Origin of the sequence: Gelidibacter algens, assembly GCF_001678675.1 — a bacterium.
GTDB classification, from domain to species: Bacteria; Bacteroidota; Bacteroidia; order Flavobacteriales; family Flavobacteriaceae; genus Gelidibacter; species Gelidibacter algens.
Genome location: NZ_LZRN01000028.1, coordinates 1 through 17,809 on the forward strand (window position 1 = coordinate 1; position 17,809 = coordinate 17,809).

General features: G+C 37.0%; 16 protein-coding genes and 1 pseudogene. 9 read left to right on the forward strand and 8 right to left on the reverse strand.

Features of this window, described 5'->3' with window-relative positions; translation table 11 throughout:
• Positions 1-23: 23 nt before the first annotated feature.
• Positions 24-216, reverse strand: a pseudogene (locus A9996_RS20610) (hypothetical protein).
• 97 nt (positions 217-313) lie between these two features.
• Complete coding sequence (locus A9996_RS12775; protein ID WP_066435589.1) at positions 314-955, reverse strand: peroxiredoxin; 642 nt, start codon at positions 953-955, stop codon at positions 314-316.
• Positions 956-1,323: 368 nt separating this feature from the next.
• On the opposite strand from A9996_RS12775, the gene A9996_RS12780 reads away from it, so the two are divergent.
• The 3 genes from A9996_RS12780 (at position 1,324) to hutI (ending at position 5,170) form a co-directional block, all read left to right on the forward strand.
• Entirely contained in the window at positions 1,324-2,181 is an 858-nt protein-coding gene (locus tag A9996_RS12780) for a GLPGLI family protein (RefSeq protein WP_066435591.1), read from the forward strand.
• A 229-nt stretch (positions 2,182-2,410) separates the two neighbouring features.
• The gene (fumC, locus tag A9996_RS12785) at positions 2,411-3,808 is read left to right on the forward strand and encodes a class II fumarate hydratase (RefSeq protein WP_066435594.1); all 1,398 of its coding nucleotides are present in this window, start codon (positions 2,411-2,413) and stop codon (positions 3,806-3,808) included.
• Positions 3,809-3,931: 123 nt separating this feature from the next.
• Positions 3,932-5,170, forward strand: a complete 1,239-nt coding sequence (gene hutI / locus A9996_RS12790; RefSeq protein WP_066435596.1) for an imidazolonepropionase — start codon at positions 3,932-3,934, stop codon at positions 5,168-5,170.
• A gap of 88 nt (positions 5,171-5,258) precedes the next feature.
• Here hutI and A9996_RS12795 read toward each other — a convergent pair whose 3' ends face one another.
• Positions 5,259-6,170 carry a chromosome partitioning protein ParA gene (locus A9996_RS12795; protein WP_066435598.1) on the reverse strand — a complete coding sequence of 304 codons (912 nt, stop codon included), beginning with the start codon at positions 6,168-6,170 and terminating at the stop codon, positions 5,259-5,261.
• A gap of 115 nt (positions 6,171-6,285) precedes the next feature.
• On the opposite strand from A9996_RS12795, the gene A9996_RS12800 reads away from it, so the two are divergent.
• The 5 genes from A9996_RS12800 (at position 6,286) to A9996_RS12820 (ending at position 9,390) form a co-directional block, all read left to right on the forward strand.
• Positions 6,286-7,317, forward strand: coding sequence for a formimidoylglutamase (locus A9996_RS12800; RefSeq protein ID WP_066435602.1), 1,032 nt, complete (start codon positions 6,286-6,288; stop codon positions 7,315-7,317).
• Positions 7,304-7,597: a hypothetical protein gene (locus tag A9996_RS12805; RefSeq protein ID WP_066435605.1), complete on the forward strand. Its 294-nt coding sequence runs from the start codon at positions 7,304-7,306 to the stop codon at positions 7,595-7,597. Before A9996_RS12800 ends, A9996_RS12805 begins: the two co-directional genes overlap by 14 nt.
• 5 nt (positions 7,598-7,602) lie before the next feature.
• A complete protein-coding gene (locus A9996_RS12810; protein WP_066435608.1) occupies positions 7,603-8,154 on the forward strand; it encodes a hypothetical protein in 552 nt (183 codons plus the stop codon).
• 205 nt (positions 8,155-8,359) lie between these two features.
• Positions 8,360-8,785: a hypothetical protein gene (locus A9996_RS12815; protein ID WP_066435733.1), complete on the forward strand. Its 426-nt coding sequence runs from the start codon at positions 8,360-8,362 to the stop codon at positions 8,783-8,785.
• Between the two features lie 137 nt (positions 8,786-8,922).
• Positions 8,923-9,390, forward strand: a complete 468-nt coding sequence (locus tag A9996_RS12820) for a GNAT family N-acetyltransferase (RefSeq protein ID WP_066435609.1) — start codon at positions 8,923-8,925, stop codon at positions 9,388-9,390.
• A 139-nt stretch (positions 9,391-9,529) separates the two neighbouring features.
• Here the strand turns inward: A9996_RS12820 and A9996_RS12825 are convergent, their stop codons facing one another.
• The gene (locus A9996_RS12825; RefSeq protein ID WP_066435610.1) at positions 9,530-11,161 is read right to left on the reverse strand and encodes an isocitrate lyase; all 1,632 of its coding nucleotides are present in this window, start codon (positions 11,159-11,161) and stop codon (positions 9,530-9,532) included.
• Positions 11,162-11,245: 84 nt separating this feature from the next.
• Positions 11,246-12,844, reverse strand: a complete 1,599-nt coding sequence (aceB, locus tag A9996_RS12830; protein WP_066435735.1) for a malate synthase A — start codon at positions 12,842-12,844, stop codon at positions 11,246-11,248.
• Positions 12,845-12,965: 121 nt separating this feature from the next.
• Between aceB and A9996_RS12835 the strand changes: the two genes are divergently transcribed.
• Complete coding sequence (locus tag A9996_RS12835; protein ID WP_066435611.1) at positions 12,966-14,441, forward strand: helix-turn-helix domain-containing protein; 1,476 nt, start codon at positions 12,966-12,968, stop codon at positions 14,439-14,441.
• A 170-nt stretch (positions 14,442-14,611) separates the two neighbouring features.
• Here the strand turns inward: A9996_RS12835 and A9996_RS12840 are convergent, their stop codons facing one another.
• The 3 genes from A9996_RS12840 to A9996_RS12850 all read right to left on the reverse strand — a co-directional run bounded on the left by A9996_RS12840 (position 14,612) and on the right by A9996_RS12850 (position 17,669).
• Entirely contained in the window at positions 14,612-16,309 is a 1,698-nt protein-coding gene (locus A9996_RS12840; RefSeq protein WP_066435618.1) for a hypothetical protein, read from the reverse strand.
• A 122-nt stretch (positions 16,310-16,431) separates the two neighbouring features.
• Positions 16,432-16,956 (reverse strand): hypothetical protein, encoded by a 525-nt coding sequence (locus A9996_RS12845; protein WP_066435621.1) that lies wholly within the window; start codon positions 16,954-16,956, stop codon positions 16,432-16,434.
• Positions 16,957-17,309: 353 nt separating this feature from the next.
• Positions 17,310-17,669: a four helix bundle protein gene (locus tag A9996_RS12850; RefSeq protein ID WP_066435624.1), complete on the reverse strand. Its 360-nt coding sequence runs from the start codon at positions 17,667-17,669 to the stop codon at positions 17,310-17,312.
• Positions 17,670-17,809 lie beyond the last annotated feature (140 nt).

The following is a 17,809-nucleotide window of genomic DNA, read 5'->3' on the forward strand; positions in this document are numbered from 1 at the left end:
CTTTTTTTTTATGTGTTAAATAATTATAATTGCTCTAAACTCGTTGCCTCTCTTTTTGCTTTGCGTTCCGCTCTCATTTCTTTAAAGCGTTCAATTGACGATCCTATGATCCAATAAGGTATAACAAAAGTTATCAAAAATATCATCAACCAAAAACCGATGGTTAAAATGGTCAAAAACGACTAAAAATCCTAAATATTGGTCAAATTCAAACATGCTAAGAGTTGTTTTTAATAATTAAAGCAAAGATAAGAGAAAGCCTTTTGTTATGCAATACCAAAATTAACTTTTATTAACAAGGTTGTTAATACCACTAGTTCTTATTTGGCTGTGGTGTCATTCTCAAATAAGGTCGCACTTCTGTGTATCCCTTTGGGAACATTTTTGTCGCGTCTTCATTACTCACTGCAGGAACAATCACACAGTCATCCCCGTCATTCCAGTTGGCAGGTGTGGCCACTTTATGATAAGCAGTTAACTGTAAAGAGTCAATGACACGCAGTAATTCATCAAAATTCCTTCCCGTAGAAGCAGGATACGTAATCATCAATTTAACCGTTTTATCAGGCCCAATTAAAAACACTGATCTTACCGTGTGTTTTGAGTCTGCATTTGGATGGATCATATCATAGAGACTTGCTACTTTATGATCTTCATCAGCGATAATTGGAAAGTTGACGGTTGTATGTTGTGTTTCATTAATATCTTTTATCCAGTCTTTATGTGATTCCAAACCGTCAACACTCAGCGCTATTACTTTGGTATTACGCTCATCAAATTCTTTTTTGTACTTGGCAACGGTACCCAACTCTGTAGTACACACAGGAGTATAGTCAGCAGGATGTGAAAACAGAATTCCCCAGCTATCTCCTAGCCATTCATGAAAATTAATTTCACCTTCCGTTGTTTGTGCCGTGAAATTTGGAGCTTCGTCGCCTAATCGTAAAGTATTCATAATTTATAATTTTTTTATTAATAGTTTAAAGATAGTTATAATAGATTTTCCCGATTAACAAAAATTTGTTAATTAGTGTTTAAAGTGGCTACTGAAATCGCGCTTCGGGTCAAAGACAAGTTTATAAAAAACATCTGTTTTATAGTTATTTTCTAATATAAGGTAGTCTCCTTTAGTAGTTTTTATCACGCTCAACACAGAAACGAAAGGCAGAATGACAAACAATTTTAAAAAGCATTGGGATTCTAGATTATTTATGAGACAATCAATCGTTTACAAAAATTTTAGAAGTACCCACAAATTGTTGATTTAAAAAGGATACTGTGTTTGACTTACACCTATATTTGTTAAACACAAAACATTTCATCATGAAATCTGTACTTCTCTTATTCACGTTAATTGTATTTAGTTTTGAGCCAACAATAAAAACTAAGGCCATAAACTCGGCTCTATCCCAGCAGACATTTCAAGGAAAAGCCTATTACATTTCCAAATCTAAAATGGAACTCGGCAATTGGGGGGCACGGTTAAGCGCAGAGCAAAAAAAAGACGTTGAGGCCAGAATGAAAAACAGGCTGGAAAAAACTTATATTCTTGTGTTTGACAAAGAAGCATCTGTTTTTGAAGAGGATGAGAAATTGGATGCTATTTCTGGCGCTACAGATTCTTGGGGCAAAAACTTCGCTCCTGGAGAACAGTACAAAAACGTAAAAACCAATAATCAAATACAAAGTCAAGAGTTTTATGGTAAAAGGTTTTTAGTAAAAGACAAGTTACAACCAATTGACTGGATAATGGGCCAAGAGACAAAGCAAATTGGGAGTTACACATGCTTTAAAGCCACCGCCTCCATACCTACAGATGAACTCACTTGGTATGCGTTTTCATGGGATAAGTTGAGAACGAATGAAAATACATCAGAAAGCAGTACCAACGAATCTACTGAAGAAGCCGTAAATATGACTGAAGTAGAAGCTTGGTACACACCTCAAATTCCAGTTGGACACGGGCCTTCAGAGTTTTGGGGATTACCAGGACTGATCTTAGAAGTTAGTGCAGGTAACACCGTAATGTTATGCTCAAAAATCGTTATTAATCCTGAAGACAAACTAGAAATTGAAGCCCCTGAAAAAGGCGCGGTAGTTACTAAAATGGAATATCAAGAAATCATTACAACCAAAATGAAGGAGTTCCGAGATAACCGATCTGGTCGTGCTCGTGGATAAAATTGCAATCGCTTAAATAGTATGTTTAGGGTTAAATAATTTCAGCATCACTTTGGTAAAGTCTCGGGTTGCGATATAACAGTTGCTTATTTGTAAATATCAAGGATTTAGCTATCAGCGCGAAATTCTCAAAAATTTTGCGAGCAAAAATTGACAACTAAAGTCTCTTTTTAATTCATATTGCATTTCAAAAATCTTAAATTTGGAGTCATTAAATCATCGAAAGACTATGGAATACAGAATTGAAAAAGATACAATGGGCGATGTTAAAGTGCCTGCAGATAAACTTTGGGGTGCACAAACTGAGCGTTCCCGAAATAATTTCAAGATTGGTGCACCGGCATCCATGCCTTTAGAAATCATTTATGGTTTTGCCTATTTAAAAAAAGCAGCAGCATTTACCAATTGTGAATTGGGTGTTTTGGCAATTGAAAAACGCGATTTGATTGCTCAAGTCTGTGAAGAAATTTTAGAAGGCAGGCACGATGACCAATTTCCATTGGTAATCTGGCAGACAGGTTCAGGCACACAGAGCAACATGAACGTCAATGAAGTGATCGCCAATAGAGCGCAACAATTGGCGGGAAAAATTATTGGTGAAGACGAACCGGTCATTAAAGCCAATGATGACGTTAACAAGTCGCAATCATCAAACGACACCTTCCCCACAGGAATGCATATTGCCATTTATAAAAAAGTGGTCCAAAATACAATTCGTGGCGTGATTCAATTACGCAACACCCTTCATGAAAAAGCAGGTAATTTCAAGGACGTTGTAAAAATTGGACGTACGCACCTCATGGATGCAACGCCAATTACACTTGGACAGGAAATTTCAGGTTATGTAGCACAATTGGACTACGGTTTAAAGGCCTTAGAAAACACCTTGCCGCATTTAAGCGAATTGGCGCTGGGAGGAACTGCCGTGGGCACCGGCCTGAACACGCCTAAAGGTTACGATACTCTCGTGGCGGAATATATAGCCAAATTTTCAGATCTGCCTTTCGTTACTGCCCCCAACAAATTTGAGGCACTCGCGGCCCATGATGCTTTGGTAGAAACTCATGGTGCTTTAAAGCAGTTGGCCGTAAGCTTGAATAAGATAGCAAATGACATCCGTATGATGGCTTCTGGACCTAGAAGTGGTATTGGAGAAATTATCATTCCAGCGAACGAGCCTGGAAGTTCGATCATGCCCGGAAAAGTAAATCCAACACAATGTGAAGCTTTGACCATGGTTTGTGCTCAGGTGATGGGTAATGATGTTGCCGTAACTGTTGGCGGTACTCAAGGCCATTATGAATTGAATGTTTTCAAACCAATGATGGCTGCAAATGTCTTGCAATCAGCTCAGTTATTGGGTGATGCCTGTAAGAGTTTTGACGAACATTGTGCACAAGGCATTGAACCCAACCATGATGTCATCAAACACCTTTTGAACAACTCCTTGATGTTGGTAACGGCATTAAACACAAAAATAGGCTATTATAAGGCAGCTGAAATTGCCAATACCGCTCATAAAAATGGTACGACCTTAAAGGAAGAAGCCGTCAATTTAGGATATGTTACCGCTGAAGACTATGACGACTGGGTAAAACCCGAGGAAATGGTCGGCGGACTTAAATAACAAGTAGTTTATAGAGGTTTTAAAAGATACAAGCCTTCAGAAATTTATAAAAAAGCAAGTTTATTTTGATAACTTGCTTTTTTAATGCGTCATTAATTTATATTCAAAACTTACGCTCGTCTTATGTCCATACTCATCAAAAATATTAAAGAATTGCTTCAAGTTAGGGAAAGCAACATTACCATTGTAAAAGGCGAAGACATGAAAACGCTGCCTACCCTTCAAAACGCTTATCTCATTATAGAGCATGACACCATTGTTGAATTTGGGCCAATGTCAGATTACGAAGACTATCAAGCCGATGAAGTCATTGATGCCAAAGGAAAAATCGTCCTTCCTGCGTGGTGTGATTCCCATACCCATATTGTGTACGCTGGTGACCGATCTCAAGAGTTTGTAGATCGCATAAATGGGCTGTCTTATGAAGACATTGCGCAACGCGGCGGCGGCATTTTAAATTCGGCAGAAGTGCTCCAAAAAACATCTGAAGATGACCTTTACGAACAATCTCTAAAGCGCTTGAATCAGGTAATGCAATTGGGCACGGGTGCTATTGAAATAAAATCGGGTTACGGCTTAACTGTTGAAGCCGAGCTCAAAATGCTGCGCGTCATCAAACGCTTAAAGAAGTCATCGTTAGCAGCTATCAAAACTACATTGCTCGCTGCCCATGCGGTTCCAAAGGAATTTAAAGACACTAAGAAAAAATATGTAGACCTCGTAATTAATGAAATGATTCCCGAAGTTGGCCAATCAAAGCTTGCGGATTATATTGATGTCTTTTGCGAAAAAGGCTATTTTGATTTGGAAGATACAGAACGCATTCTGGAAGCTGGAGGAAGATGGGGCTTGATCCCGAAAATTCACGTCAACCAATTCAATAGTTTTGGTGGTGTAGCGCTTGCGGTAAAACATAAAGCACTTTCTGTGGATCATCTTGAAGAAATGACCACAGAAGATATTGAAGCCTTAAAAAATAGCACGACCATGCCTGTGGCACTGCCCTCCTGCTCCTATTTTTTGAGTATTCCGTATACGCCAGCACGTCAAATAATTGACGCAGGATTACCATTGGCTCTAGCTACGGATTACAACCCAGGGTCCACACCTAGTGGCAATATGAATTTTGTGGTCAGTACGGCCTGCATCAAATTAAAAATGACACCCGAAGAGGCGATTAATGCTGCAACCATTAACGGGGCTTACGCCATGGGACTCTCCAATCAATACGGAAGTATTTGTAGAGGAAAAAAAGCAAATCTGATCATTACGAAAGAAATTGAGAGCTATAATAACTTACCTTATGCCTTTGGCGATAATCTTATCGACACGGTAATTATTAGAGGTAAGATTATTAATTAATTCTACTTCAGTATCTAAATTTTGATCGCATAAAAAAACCCGAAAATCAATTGACTTTCGGGTTCGTTATTTGTTTTAAAAATACGTTTTATTCTAAAGTGAATTCAGTGGTTGATACCAATTCTTTTTTGTTATAAATATTTACCGTGTAACGTCCTTCAGCAAACTCACCTCTTGGAGAAACAAACTCACAGATGTTTAAGTTTCTGTTTTCGTAGTTAAACTTACTCACGATACTATAGTTCAATACAGTTTGACCAAATTGGATCTGCTCATTGGCACCCAATACATTATCGTTCGGATCCATGACCTGCACATACAATTCTTTGTCACCAGGACCTACCAACGTGTTTTTAGCAACCGTATAGCAAATTCTGATCTTGTCACTACGACGTGCTCTTTCTGTAGGAATTAATTTTCCTGAGTTTCTTTCAATCACTCCAAATGCTTTTAAGCCTACGGTTTGTAATACAGCAGCATTTTCAACAACAGATGCCAACTCTGTATTTTGAACCAGCAAAGAATCTGTAAACATTGTACGTTCAGCCAATTTCACGTTGGTGCTATCCAAAGAAGTAGCCAACATAGAATTCTGAATTTTCAATTTATCATTTTCGGTCAAGAGAACGTTCATTTCTTCCTGTAATGACAAAAATTTCTTTTTGTAGCTCCATAAGCTGTTCACACTGTTTTGGGATATTTTTAAAGAATCCATTAAGCCTTGAATTCTGTTTCTGGCGTCTACTAAATCTTCATTGGCTACTTTATTCTCTCCTATTGCAATATCATATTGCTTGGCCATATTATTCAAGTCATTCATGACCAATTGCTTTTCTTTGGTCAATGTAGCTTCATTCTCTTTTTTCTCATTGTATAGTTTGGATGTATAAAAACCTGTTCCGATAAACAAGGCCAATAAGATGCCTAAAGCAATTTTTAATCCGGTATTTTTGTTACTATTGTTACTAATGTTACTATTGGTACTACTTGAACTTTCCATAAGTTTTGTTTTTAGTTATTGATACTTAAATTAACACTGGTTTTGGTTGATAATTAATCGTGGAAATAAATATTAATGTATTTTTAATACTTCAAATTTAAAATTAAACTCCAAAATGCACAAACTTGTTCAATTTAATATTAACGATTTAGACACGTTGTTAAAAAAAAGACCAAATGAATCCAAATTTGGAGAGCACATTCAATTGCTTTCCGAGACTACCAATATATACGATTCTTTAAGAACTTTGGACGTTGAGTACGTTATATTTGGAATTCCCGAAGATGTAGGGGTATTCGCCAACTACGGAAACCGAGGCGCTGCAAAGGCTTGGAGCGCAACTTTAAAGGTTTTGCTGAATATACAAAGTAATACCTACACCAACGCTAGCAAGGTATTAATTTTGGGTCATTTAGACTTTTCAAAAGAGATGACAAAGATTGAAGGTCTTGAATCTTCTGACAAGAACATAGCAAAAGCCAGAAAACTTACAGAAAAAATAGACAGGCATGTTACTGATTTGGTACACCAAATTGTGAGTGCAGGTAAGAAGCCGATTGTTATTGGCGGTGGTCACAACAATGCCTATGGCAATTTAAAAGGCACATCGCTCGCATTCAAAAAAGCCATTAACGTGGTCAATTTTGATGCGCATTCTGATTTTAGAAAGGAAGAAGGCAGACATAGTGGCAACGGATTTAGTTATGCTTATGCCGAAGGGTTTTTGAAAAATTATTTCATTTTCGGACTCCATGAAAATTATACATCCGACCATATTTTTAAAACTCTAGACAAGTTTAAAGCCTTAAAGTACAATACTTTTGAAGCGCTAACCATCCGAAAGGACAAAAAATTTAAGGCAGAATTGGAGCGGGCCGCTAAACATGTTGCCGATAAACGTTTTGGGATAGAAATTGATTGTGATGCTATTAAGTACATTCCTAGCAGTGCGATGACACCAAGTGGTTTTAGCGTAAAAAAGGCCCGAGCATTTGTTACTTATTTTGGAGCCCAGCCCAATGCAGCCTACTTACATATTTGTGAAGCGGCACCAACACCAGATACTGAAGTTATAGTTGGGAAGCTTATCACCTACCTCATAACAGATTTTATGAGAGCCAACCAAAATATTGATGAAGCAAAATAGACAGTATCTCATCGATTTATGGTTATTTATAGGGAGCATCACTGTGTTGTTGTATCTCTTATTAATGAATATTATGTTTGCAAAAAATTGGAGCAATGTAGCCATTGAGGCTATAATGGAACTGATTACCATTCCTATTTTGAGTGCCGGTGCTTTCATTCCTTTAATTGTCATTTTCAGGATTGTTCTAAAAAGAATGTTCAGTAGAGCATTGGCCATATTAACGATGCTTTTTTCTTTGTTGACTGCCGTTTTAATAGGCTACACCTCATTGTTGTAAACCATTTGAAAAAAATAATAATCATATCGTTTTTAACTATACTTTTTAGCTGTAAAGAAAAAGAGCAAAAAGTCATATCAGAATTTACTGAACAAGATGCGTACGAAATTATTAACGCTCACTTTATCGGACAACTAAACGAAAATGATGCTAACTCAATACTTTATTGGAATAACCGACAATTGAGAAGTCCTGATTTTGAAAATACGTTTTTAGAATCTGATAGAATCTTAAACTTGACCGAAATGCCAGCACCATATCCAATTTTTACAGCTGAATATTGGAAAACGGACAAGATTAAAGGAATAAAAGTAATGGACTGGAAGGAATACGATTCGTACTTTATGAAAAATGATTCAACCGACTTAGAGGAGTTATGGGATTATGAATTCGATGGAGAATTTGTTCATAATGTTTCATATCCGATTTACAATCCTAAAACAAAGATTGCTGTAATACGTGATTATTCTTATAGGCCATTTCTAATCTGTGGAACTAATTTGGATAACATTTATTACTATAAGAAAACGAAAAGTGGGTGGGCCATACTGAAATAAAAACGTTTTATCACAGCGTTTATTAAACATAGCTAATTCGAGCTTTCCGAGAGGTTCGTGTCTATTTACAAAGTCGCCAAATCTTTTGATTTAGCTTTTAGAGTTAAAAATTAGAAACAAAATGCAAAAGCTTTGGCTTGTGCAAAACCGAATAGTTAACGTATTTTTAAACGCTACGTTTCATTCACCAAACGTTTTAATGCAGATGAAAAAACTCAAATTACATAGACCTAAAGAACGATTCAATAAAAACTATGCTTATGAAATTTTTGTTGGAAATAGAAAACTAACTGAATTAAAAAACGGAGAAGAAAAGGTTATTGAAATCTCAGATGAATTTGGAAACGAAACATTGAAAGCAAAAATTCAATGGTGTGGAAGTGAAAAACTCAATCTGAATATATTTGCTGATAACGAATCACTAAAAGTCAGTGGAAGTGACTTTTTAAATAGAAAAGTCATTTGGATTATATCGATTTTACCAACCACAGGAGCCTTGATGTTTGGATATGGTAGAGAGAGTTCGACGATAAAATATGTTGGAATTGTACTATTTTTCTCAATTTTGATATTTATCTTTTGGGTATTGATAATCGCCAAAAACAAATGGTTGAGAATTGAAAAAAAATAAACAGGCATTACAACATGGTGTCAATTAATTACTTGGTCAGGTGCTAATTTGGAAAATTCTTTGGAAATTTTCTCTAGTCCGTATTTGTTTACTAATTTAATTGCTTAACACAACTAACGATATACATAAACGATATAATGATTGAAATTGTCCCTTTTGAAAAAATTTACGCGAAAGATTTTTACGTGCTAAATATTGAATGGTTAAAGACATACTTTTACGTAGAGCCATTTGATGAAGAGGTGTTGAGCAAACCCGAATTTTATATTATTGACAAGGGTGGTCATATCTTCTTTGCGAAACTTGATGGTGAGGTCGTTGGAACGGTTGCTCTAATGCCGACCAAGGAAGACACGGTTTTTGAATTGACCAAAATGGCGGTATCTCCAAACCACAGGGGCTATAAAATTGGGCAGCAACTGGTAACATACTGCATTGATTTTGCCAAAGAACAGCGTCTTGAAAGGCTGATGCTCTATAGCAACACAAAACTTGAGAATGCTATATATATTTATAGAAAATATGGTTTTGTGGAAATTCCTGTGGAAGAGAACTCGCCTTACAAAAGGGGTAATATTAAGATGTTCCTCGATTTTAAATCTTGATTAGAATTAATAATTCAATAATTAAAGAGCGTCCAAAAGTTAATTTACAACATTCAAATAAAAAAACTCCAGCCGACAAACTGGAGTTTTTGATCAACATATCTAGGAGCAAAAAAACATCAAATTTTGCTTAATGTATTTAGGCCACTACACTCAATTTTTCTTCCCGGTGATTCTTTTCAGGATGAATTTCAAATTGATTTGCGGTGTTTTTCTCGCCTCCAGCTTTTAGGGCTTTATCACCGGCAAAGAATGTTTTATGGTCATCACCAAGATTTGAGCCGGCCATTCTTTGATGCTTTACACAAGCAACCCCTTTACGGATTTCCTGTCTCTGAACGCCTCTTACATAAGCCAACATGCCTTCTTCTCCAAAATAACCTTCTGTTAAATCGTTCATATGAAGTGCCGTCGTATGATAGGTTGGCAACGTAATCAAATGATGGAAAATACCTGCTTCTCTTGCGCCATCCATTTGGAAGGTTTTAATTTTCTGATCTGCACGATAGCACAATTCCGACCCATCATAGTGATCATCCATCAAATTATTTCGATCATAAGCGGTCATATTCTCTCCTTCGTTAAGCATTTCTTCATAAGCTTGATTACGGAAGTTTAAGGTCCAATTAAAAGAAGGCGAGTTGTTATAAACCAATTTAGCATTTGGCACCACGTCTTTAATTCTGTTTACCATATGGGCAATTTGATCCACATTTGGTGTTGGTGTTTCAATCCACAATAAATCTGCCCCATTTTGAAGGCTGGTCACGCAATCCAACACCACCCGATCAATATTAGAGCCTTCTTTAAATTGATACAGACCATTTGATAATCTTACAGGACGAACTAATTTACCGTCTCTTTTAAGAAGCACATCATCTTCTTTAGCATCTTTAATGTTAATTTCTTCTGCCTCTACAAAGGCTAAATATTGTGATGCCAAATCTCCAGGTTCAATGCTCACTGGCAATTTCTGAGTAAGGCTTGCACCTTCGGAATCCGTGCGCGCAACAATAATTCCGTCATCTACTCCCAATTCTAAAAATGCATATCGGATGGCATTCAGTTTTGCGATAAAATCTTCATGAGGCACCGTAACTTTTCCATCCTGATGGCCACACTGTTTAGCGTCAGAAACCTGATTCTCAATTTGGATAGCGCATGCGCCTGCTTCAATCATCTTCTTAGTCAAAAGATAAGTAGCTTCTTCATTTCCAAAACCTGCGTCAATATCTGCAATTATAGGAACGATGTGTGTTTCGAAATTATCGATTTGATCTTGTACGTCTTCACCGTGTTCAAGTCTTCTAAATAAATCATTTAACTCAATAGCATCTGCTTGACGTAAAAAATCATAAATTTCAGTAATCAATGCTGGAACCGCTGTTTTTTCGTGCATCGATTGGTCAGGCAATGGTCCAAATTCTGAGCGCAATGCAGCAACCATCCAACCTGATAAGTATAAATATCTTTTATTGGTAGTTTTATGATGCTTTTTAACTGCAATCATGTTTTGCTGCGCTACAAACCCATGCCAGCAACCTAGTGATTGGGTATACTTTGAAGCATCTGCATCATAGTCAGCCATATCCTTTCTCATTATGGCGGCCGTATATTTAGCGATATCCAAACCTGTTTTAAAACGATTTTGAGCAGCCATTCTTGCTGCGCTTTCAGGATTTATGGCATCCCATGTAGTGCCATATTTTGCTTTAAGGTTCCGTACAGTTTCTAATGCAGAACTATAATTACTTTGTGCTAAATTTTTCATAATTTTGTTTTTGATTATTAAGGTTGTTCTAGATTTTGATAATTACGTCTCGTACACTATTCCCGTAGTTGCGAGACATTTTTTTTAAATGTGTTGATAGGCCGGAAGCGTTAAAAACTCTTCAAAGTCATCGTTGGTGACCAGGTTATTGAACAATTCTATCGCTAAACTGAATTTTGTGTTTTTGATGTTCTCCTCTCCAAATTCTGTGATGAGTTTTTCAACTTCATCATCAAAAATAGTATCGTAAAGCGTTCTTGAAAATTTTCTTCCGTCTTCTAAAACCACCTCATTCTTCAGCCATTGCCATATTTGAGTTCTTGAAATTTCGGCTGTTGCGGCGTCTTCCATCAGATTATAAAGAGCCACTGCGCCATGACCTCTTAACCAGGCTTCGGTGTATAAGAGTCCGACGTTGATATTCTTTCGTACGCCTTCTTCGGTTACTGTACCAATTGGAAGTTCAACCAAATCTTCTTTTGTAATAGAGACATCATCTCGAGTCACGTGAAATTGGTTGGCTGTTGGCATGTGCTTATCAAATTCTTTCATCGCCACTTCTACCAAAGCAGGGTGCGCCACCCAAGTACCATCATGACCGTTTTTAACTTCGCGCTCTTTATCAACACGAACTTTTTCCAACGCTGCTTTGTTGGCCTCAGGATTGTTCTTGATCGGAATTTGGGCCGCCATTCCACCAATGGCGTGGATGCCTCGCTTGTGGCAACGTCGAATGACCAATTTTGAATAAGCGGCCATAAAGGGCGTGGTCATCGTTACTTGGTCACGATTCGGCACCACAAAATTATCATGGTTTCTGAACTTCTTGATGTATGAGAAAATATAATCCCAGCGTCCACAGTTCAGTCCAACAATATGATCCTTCAATTCATAGATAATTTCGTCCAATTGAAAACTTGCTGTAATGGTTTCCACCAAAACTGTGGCTTTAAAAGTTCCCTTAGGCACTTTCATGTAGTTTTCTGCAAAATCAAAAACTTGATTCCACCAGCGCGCTTCGGTATAATGTTCCAATTTTGGTAAATAGAAATAAGGAGCTGAATTGTTATCTAACAAGGTTTTGGTATTATGAAACACATACAATCCAAAGTCAACCAAACTGCCAGACATCTCTTCTTTATTGATGAGCATATGGCGCTCATTGAGGTGCAACCCTCTTGGACGTACCATTAAAACTGCAGGATCAGCATTCAATGTATAGGATTTGTTGCGTTTTACATCGTGAAGGGAAATGGTTCTGTTGTTTGCGTCAATGAGGTTCTGTTGTCCTTCAATGGCGTTTTGCCATGTTGGTGCGTTGCTGTCTTCCAAGTCGGCCATAAATGTTTTTGCACCAGAATTGAGCGCATTGATGACCATTTTTCTGTCAACAGGACCTGTAATCTCGACACGTCTATCTAATAAATCTTGTGGAATTGCACCAGCCGTCCAGTCCCCTTCTCTGATACGTTCAGTCTCTGCGGGAAAATCAGGAAATGCGCCTTGATCAAATTGTTTTTGCTGTTCTTCTCTAGATTTTAGTAACTCTAGACGGCCTTGATTAAATTTTTCGTGCAAAGTCGTTAAAAATTCTAACGCTTCATCTGTTAAGATTTCAGGATAGTAGTTTTTTACGTCTTTTGAATATTGAATTTTTGGCAAGCTTAAAATGTTGTTTTCCATGGTGTTGTCATTTTGATAGTACAATGATAGAAATAACTTTTTTAAAAAACAAGCGAACGTTCGCTAAATTATAATATTCGCTAAAAAAGTATATTCGCAAAAAACGATTATATTTGTTGTTATGGAAGAAGAATATATCAAGCTTATATTTGGGTTAAAGCTAAAGCAGATCAGGACTGAAAGGAACCTTTCTCTTTTTGGCCTGTCCAAACTATCGGGACTCTCAAAGTCTTATTTAAACGAAATTGAAAAGGGAAAAAAATATCCAAAACCCGATAAAATTGCCATTCTTTCAGAAAAAATGGAAGTGCCTTACGACCAAATGGTCTCCTTAAAACTGGACAAAAATCTCGCTCCTATCGGGGACATTTTAAAATCTAAAATTCTAAAGGAAATTCCATTGGATCTTTTCGGAATCCAAGAAAGCACGCTCATTGATATCGTTTCTAATGCCCCAGCAAAGGTCAATGCCTTTATAAGTACTATTATTGAAATTGCGCAGAATTATAATTTCAGTCGGGAAAGTTTCTATTTAGCATCTGTGCGCTCCTTTCAGGAAGCCAACCATAATTATTTTGAAGACATTGAACAGGCAGTATTAAAGTTTGCCAAAGCATATCAAATTAATTTGGACGAACCTATCGAATCTTCTGAATTAAAGGAAATCCTTATTGAGGAATACGGTTATTCATTCAATGAAACCGAGTTGAACAGACACCAAACTTTAGATTCGCTGCGTTCAGTATTCGTGCCAACAACCAAGACGCTTTTGCTCGCCAATCAAATGGATGATGCACAGCGCACGTTTATCTATGCTAAAGAAATTGCATATAATTATTTACAATATAAAGAGCGCCTTTATACCTTTTCATTGATCAAATTTGAAAATTTTGATCAGGTGCTAAATAATTTTTACGCTTCCTATTTTGCCGGAGCGCTCATTCTACCAAAAACCACTATTTCAGAACACCTTACGACATTATTTGAAAAAGAAACTTTTGATGAACAGTTGTTTATAGAAATTGTCAACGCATTCAACGCGTCTCCAGAGTCGTTTTACCAGCGTCTGACCAATATATTGCCTAAAGCATTTAATATTCAGGATTTGTTTTTCTTACGTTTTACGCATCGGGCTGATAGTGAACGTTTTTATCTGAAGAAAGAATTACACCTATCACACCAACATTCGCCACGCGCAAATGAAACCAATGAGCATTATTGCCGACGTTGGATTTCTTTAAAAGTCCTGAAAACCATCAGCGAAACGAAGGAAGATCATGTCTTTGATTTGCAGATTTCAAATTATCCTGATGATGATATGAAATACTTGGTCATATCATCGGCAACAAAAGATCCATTTAGAGAGCATCAATACCGAAGCATCAGCGTTGGTCTCTTGATCAATAAACAGTTGCAACGTAAAATTGCTTTCCTGAACGATCCGAAAATCAAATCACTAGAGGTTGGTGTCACCTGTGAACGCTGTGCAATTGCTGATTGTAAAGTGAGACAAGCACCACCCATATTTCTGGAACGAAAAAACAAAAACAATCAGATTGAAATGGTTGTTGCAGATTTACAGAAGCGGTTTGGATAGTTTACTTTAAATTTCTGACATATCGAAAAAATTGAGACCTCTCAAAATGATACTTTAGTTTTTATTTCCTTAACTATGAGATTCCTCCTATCTAGAGAATGATAAGTTATCGAGAAACCTCTCAGCCCCGAACCGTCGGGGTCAAAACCTGAGAGGTCTTTCTAAAAAAATTAATTCCCAACCGATTTCAAAGAATCAATCTGACGTTGTAATTTGTCAATTTCGTCAGCATTGGCATTAATTTTTGGAATGGAACGAATGGAATCAATCTCTCTTTGCATCATATCCAAATCTGTTGTTTTTAGCTCTTCATCATAAAAATAACCAATCCCCTCGCTGGCTCTCCAGGCTTCATTCAGTTGATCGTAGACTGCTTTATCCCATGTGCTCGGACGTTTGACATCTATCCAAATGACATCACGATACTCACTGTCCACCAAAGCCAAATCTGGTGTTGCTGCTCCATCAAACTTTTCGGAGTCCTCTCTCACTGCTGAAACAGTTCCCAAGAAAAATAAACGTCTCCGGCCTGCAATATCTTTAATATACGGCCTGAACTCCACAGGTTTATTAACTGACCAATCATATTCCTTGCGGGATTCAATTATTTTAAGAGGCATTGCGGAAACACCAGCATAGCCCTGTTTTTTACTGGCGTGATCATAGTAGTATAACTTATCAGTACCATCTGCGGGCACAAACACGCTATAGGTTAAACTTGTGCGTTCATCACCAATGGGCTCCAATCCAAACCAATGGTATAAGCCGTTATAAGCATTGCCTTCAATACCTGAAAAATCGAAATCTGTTACAAAAGGCTGTTCATTTTGATCATCTGGAAGATCTGGAATTTTAACGGCAGTTTCCATTTTCCACGGTAAAGGATCTGTAAATCCGCCCAAGAATTTCAAGGATTCTGCCTGTAAACGCGATACTTTCTCTGACAAGGTATTTTGCTTGGTCAAAAAGGGATGGTTCTTCATGTCTTCAGGACTGATGTATGTTCCTTTTCCAATCAAAACACGCTCCACATAATCATTGAAATCGTGTTTACCACTGTCAATAACCATCACGCCTCCAAAAGTTGGATACGGAAAAAAGAACCCTTTCCATTTGATCAAACTTACCACTTCTACCCAATTGCCATCGTCATTTTTCATGTAAAAGGTATCACCAGGTTCAGTAGTGAAAAGTTGGAAAATATTGAAACGCTGTACGACCGCGTTGTAGGTGTTTCTGCTAAACTTTAATGATTCGCCAATAGAAAATATTACTGGAATGCGGTTTTCATTAGAAAATCTCGGAAATGGCGAGGTACTGGACACTGCGAAAACTTCCTCAGTATTCTCACTTATTTGCTGCATGGTGTATTTTTCTGAAGGTTGGATGGCCATGGTCCATTTGTTCTCACCATCAACTCTTACCAAATGGGGCAAAGAAACATCTTTAGTTTCTCCAACTGACTCATTGGCCATAGAGTAAATATTGCGCAGCGGTTGGATGCGTTCATTTTGGGTAAGCGGCAATTGGTTAATTTCAACTTTATCCAAATTATTGAAAACATTGTAAGTTTTCATATAGGCATACATCTGAAAGTGTCCTCCAATGACGTAAAGGAGCCCTAGGACTAGAATTAGAAGTGTTAAAATACCGATCCGACGTCCTATACTTGCCGAGTTTCTAAAGCTTCTTAATCCGAAAAATAACACCAGTACGACCACGAGAATTACAAAAATGAATTTTCTGATCCAGAGCAGTACGGGTTGGTAATCATCTCGAAGAAAAAATAGCAACAGTACTAAAATGAATGCAGCAATAATCGTGATTGTTTTCTGTCTGCTTCCTCTATTCCAATAGTTTTTTATCATGGCTTATCTGTTGTGTGCTGTTTGTTGTCTGTTGTGGGTTGTCTGTTGTGGGTTGTCTGTTGTCTGTTGTCTGTTGTCAATAAGAACTAATTTCCTCAAACCTCATACCTCAAACCTCATTCTTACATTAATCCTTTGTCCTTCAAGCGTTCCCTGGCACTCTTTTTAGGTGGCTCAGGATCTTCTTCAATTTCTTTTTTTGCTTCTTCCACAACTTTTGGTTCTCTAGTGGTGATATCTTGAATGAAATCCTTGCCTTGATCAATGGCGGTATCAAACTTCTTCTCAAAGTTGTCACTGTGGGCATCGATTACTTTTTCGGATTTAAGAATAAATCCGCCAATATAGGTTCCCAAAAGTGTACCGACGATACTTGAGGCAAATACTGAAATAGTGGCAATGTCAATAGGGATCAAGAACCGCGCAATTAAAATCCCCACAAGAAAAATCATGGTGATAAATACCAATCGCAATAGGAATTTTTGCTCGTACAAAAAACCTCTTGGATCATTTGGAGACATTTGAAGTTTTTTGGAATACATCATTCTATTTACAAAACGATACAAGCCATTGCCGGTTGATTCTCGCCAATACAGCAGGATTCCGAATAAAATTGAGCCGATAAAAACGATGATTTCTAATGTCATTTTAAAAAGTTTGAAACTGGAAGCATGAAGCACGACGCTTGATACCTGCAGGCGGTTGATTTTAATTTTATTTGGCTCATAAACTTATTTTTAAGTTTGAAGCCGGAAGCATGAAGCTAGAAGCAAGTCTCTTAAGTTTGTTTTCATATATTTAAAAAATTTCAGTTTCTTAACCTTTAATGAATAATAAAACATAAGGTAAATTACCTCGTGCCTTATTTCCCCTAATAACTTCATTACTGAGAGTGTTTTTACTAATTAAATAGCCTTTTTCATTCCAAAGAAAACCAACCTATAAAGTTGAATTTAGCTAATATTTATATAATAAATACATAAAATTTTATGCTTCTTGCTCATAGCTTTATAATCTTATTTCTGAAGGCTATGGTCATATTCATTAAATCAAAACAGGACTTATCAAATTTAAGAAAATCATCTTCTGTTATATAGTTTCTTCTTTTGGCTTTGTGCAAACACGTCACTACTTCAGCGGTTGATCGAATTGCATAACCTAAGAATTTTCTATATTCTGCATCAGACTGTAAAATTGAGCCTTCCGAAATATTCAAAGCAATAGAATCTGAAGCTCTTCTTATTTGAGAAGACAAATTGTATAGCTCTTCTCTTGGAAACTTATACGCCAAAGAATTCATCTCCTCACCTAAATTCATGGCTTTTTGCCAAATAATCAAATCCTCAAATTTGAATTTCATAGTTAATTAGTTTGAAGCCTGAAGTTTGGAGCAGGAAGCTTTGTGCCTTCAGATGTTTAATCCTATTTCTATTTGAGCCAAGAAATACTTGTTATTTCATTCAGGTTCAAACTACGTACTCCCCCTGCTTCTAGCTTCAT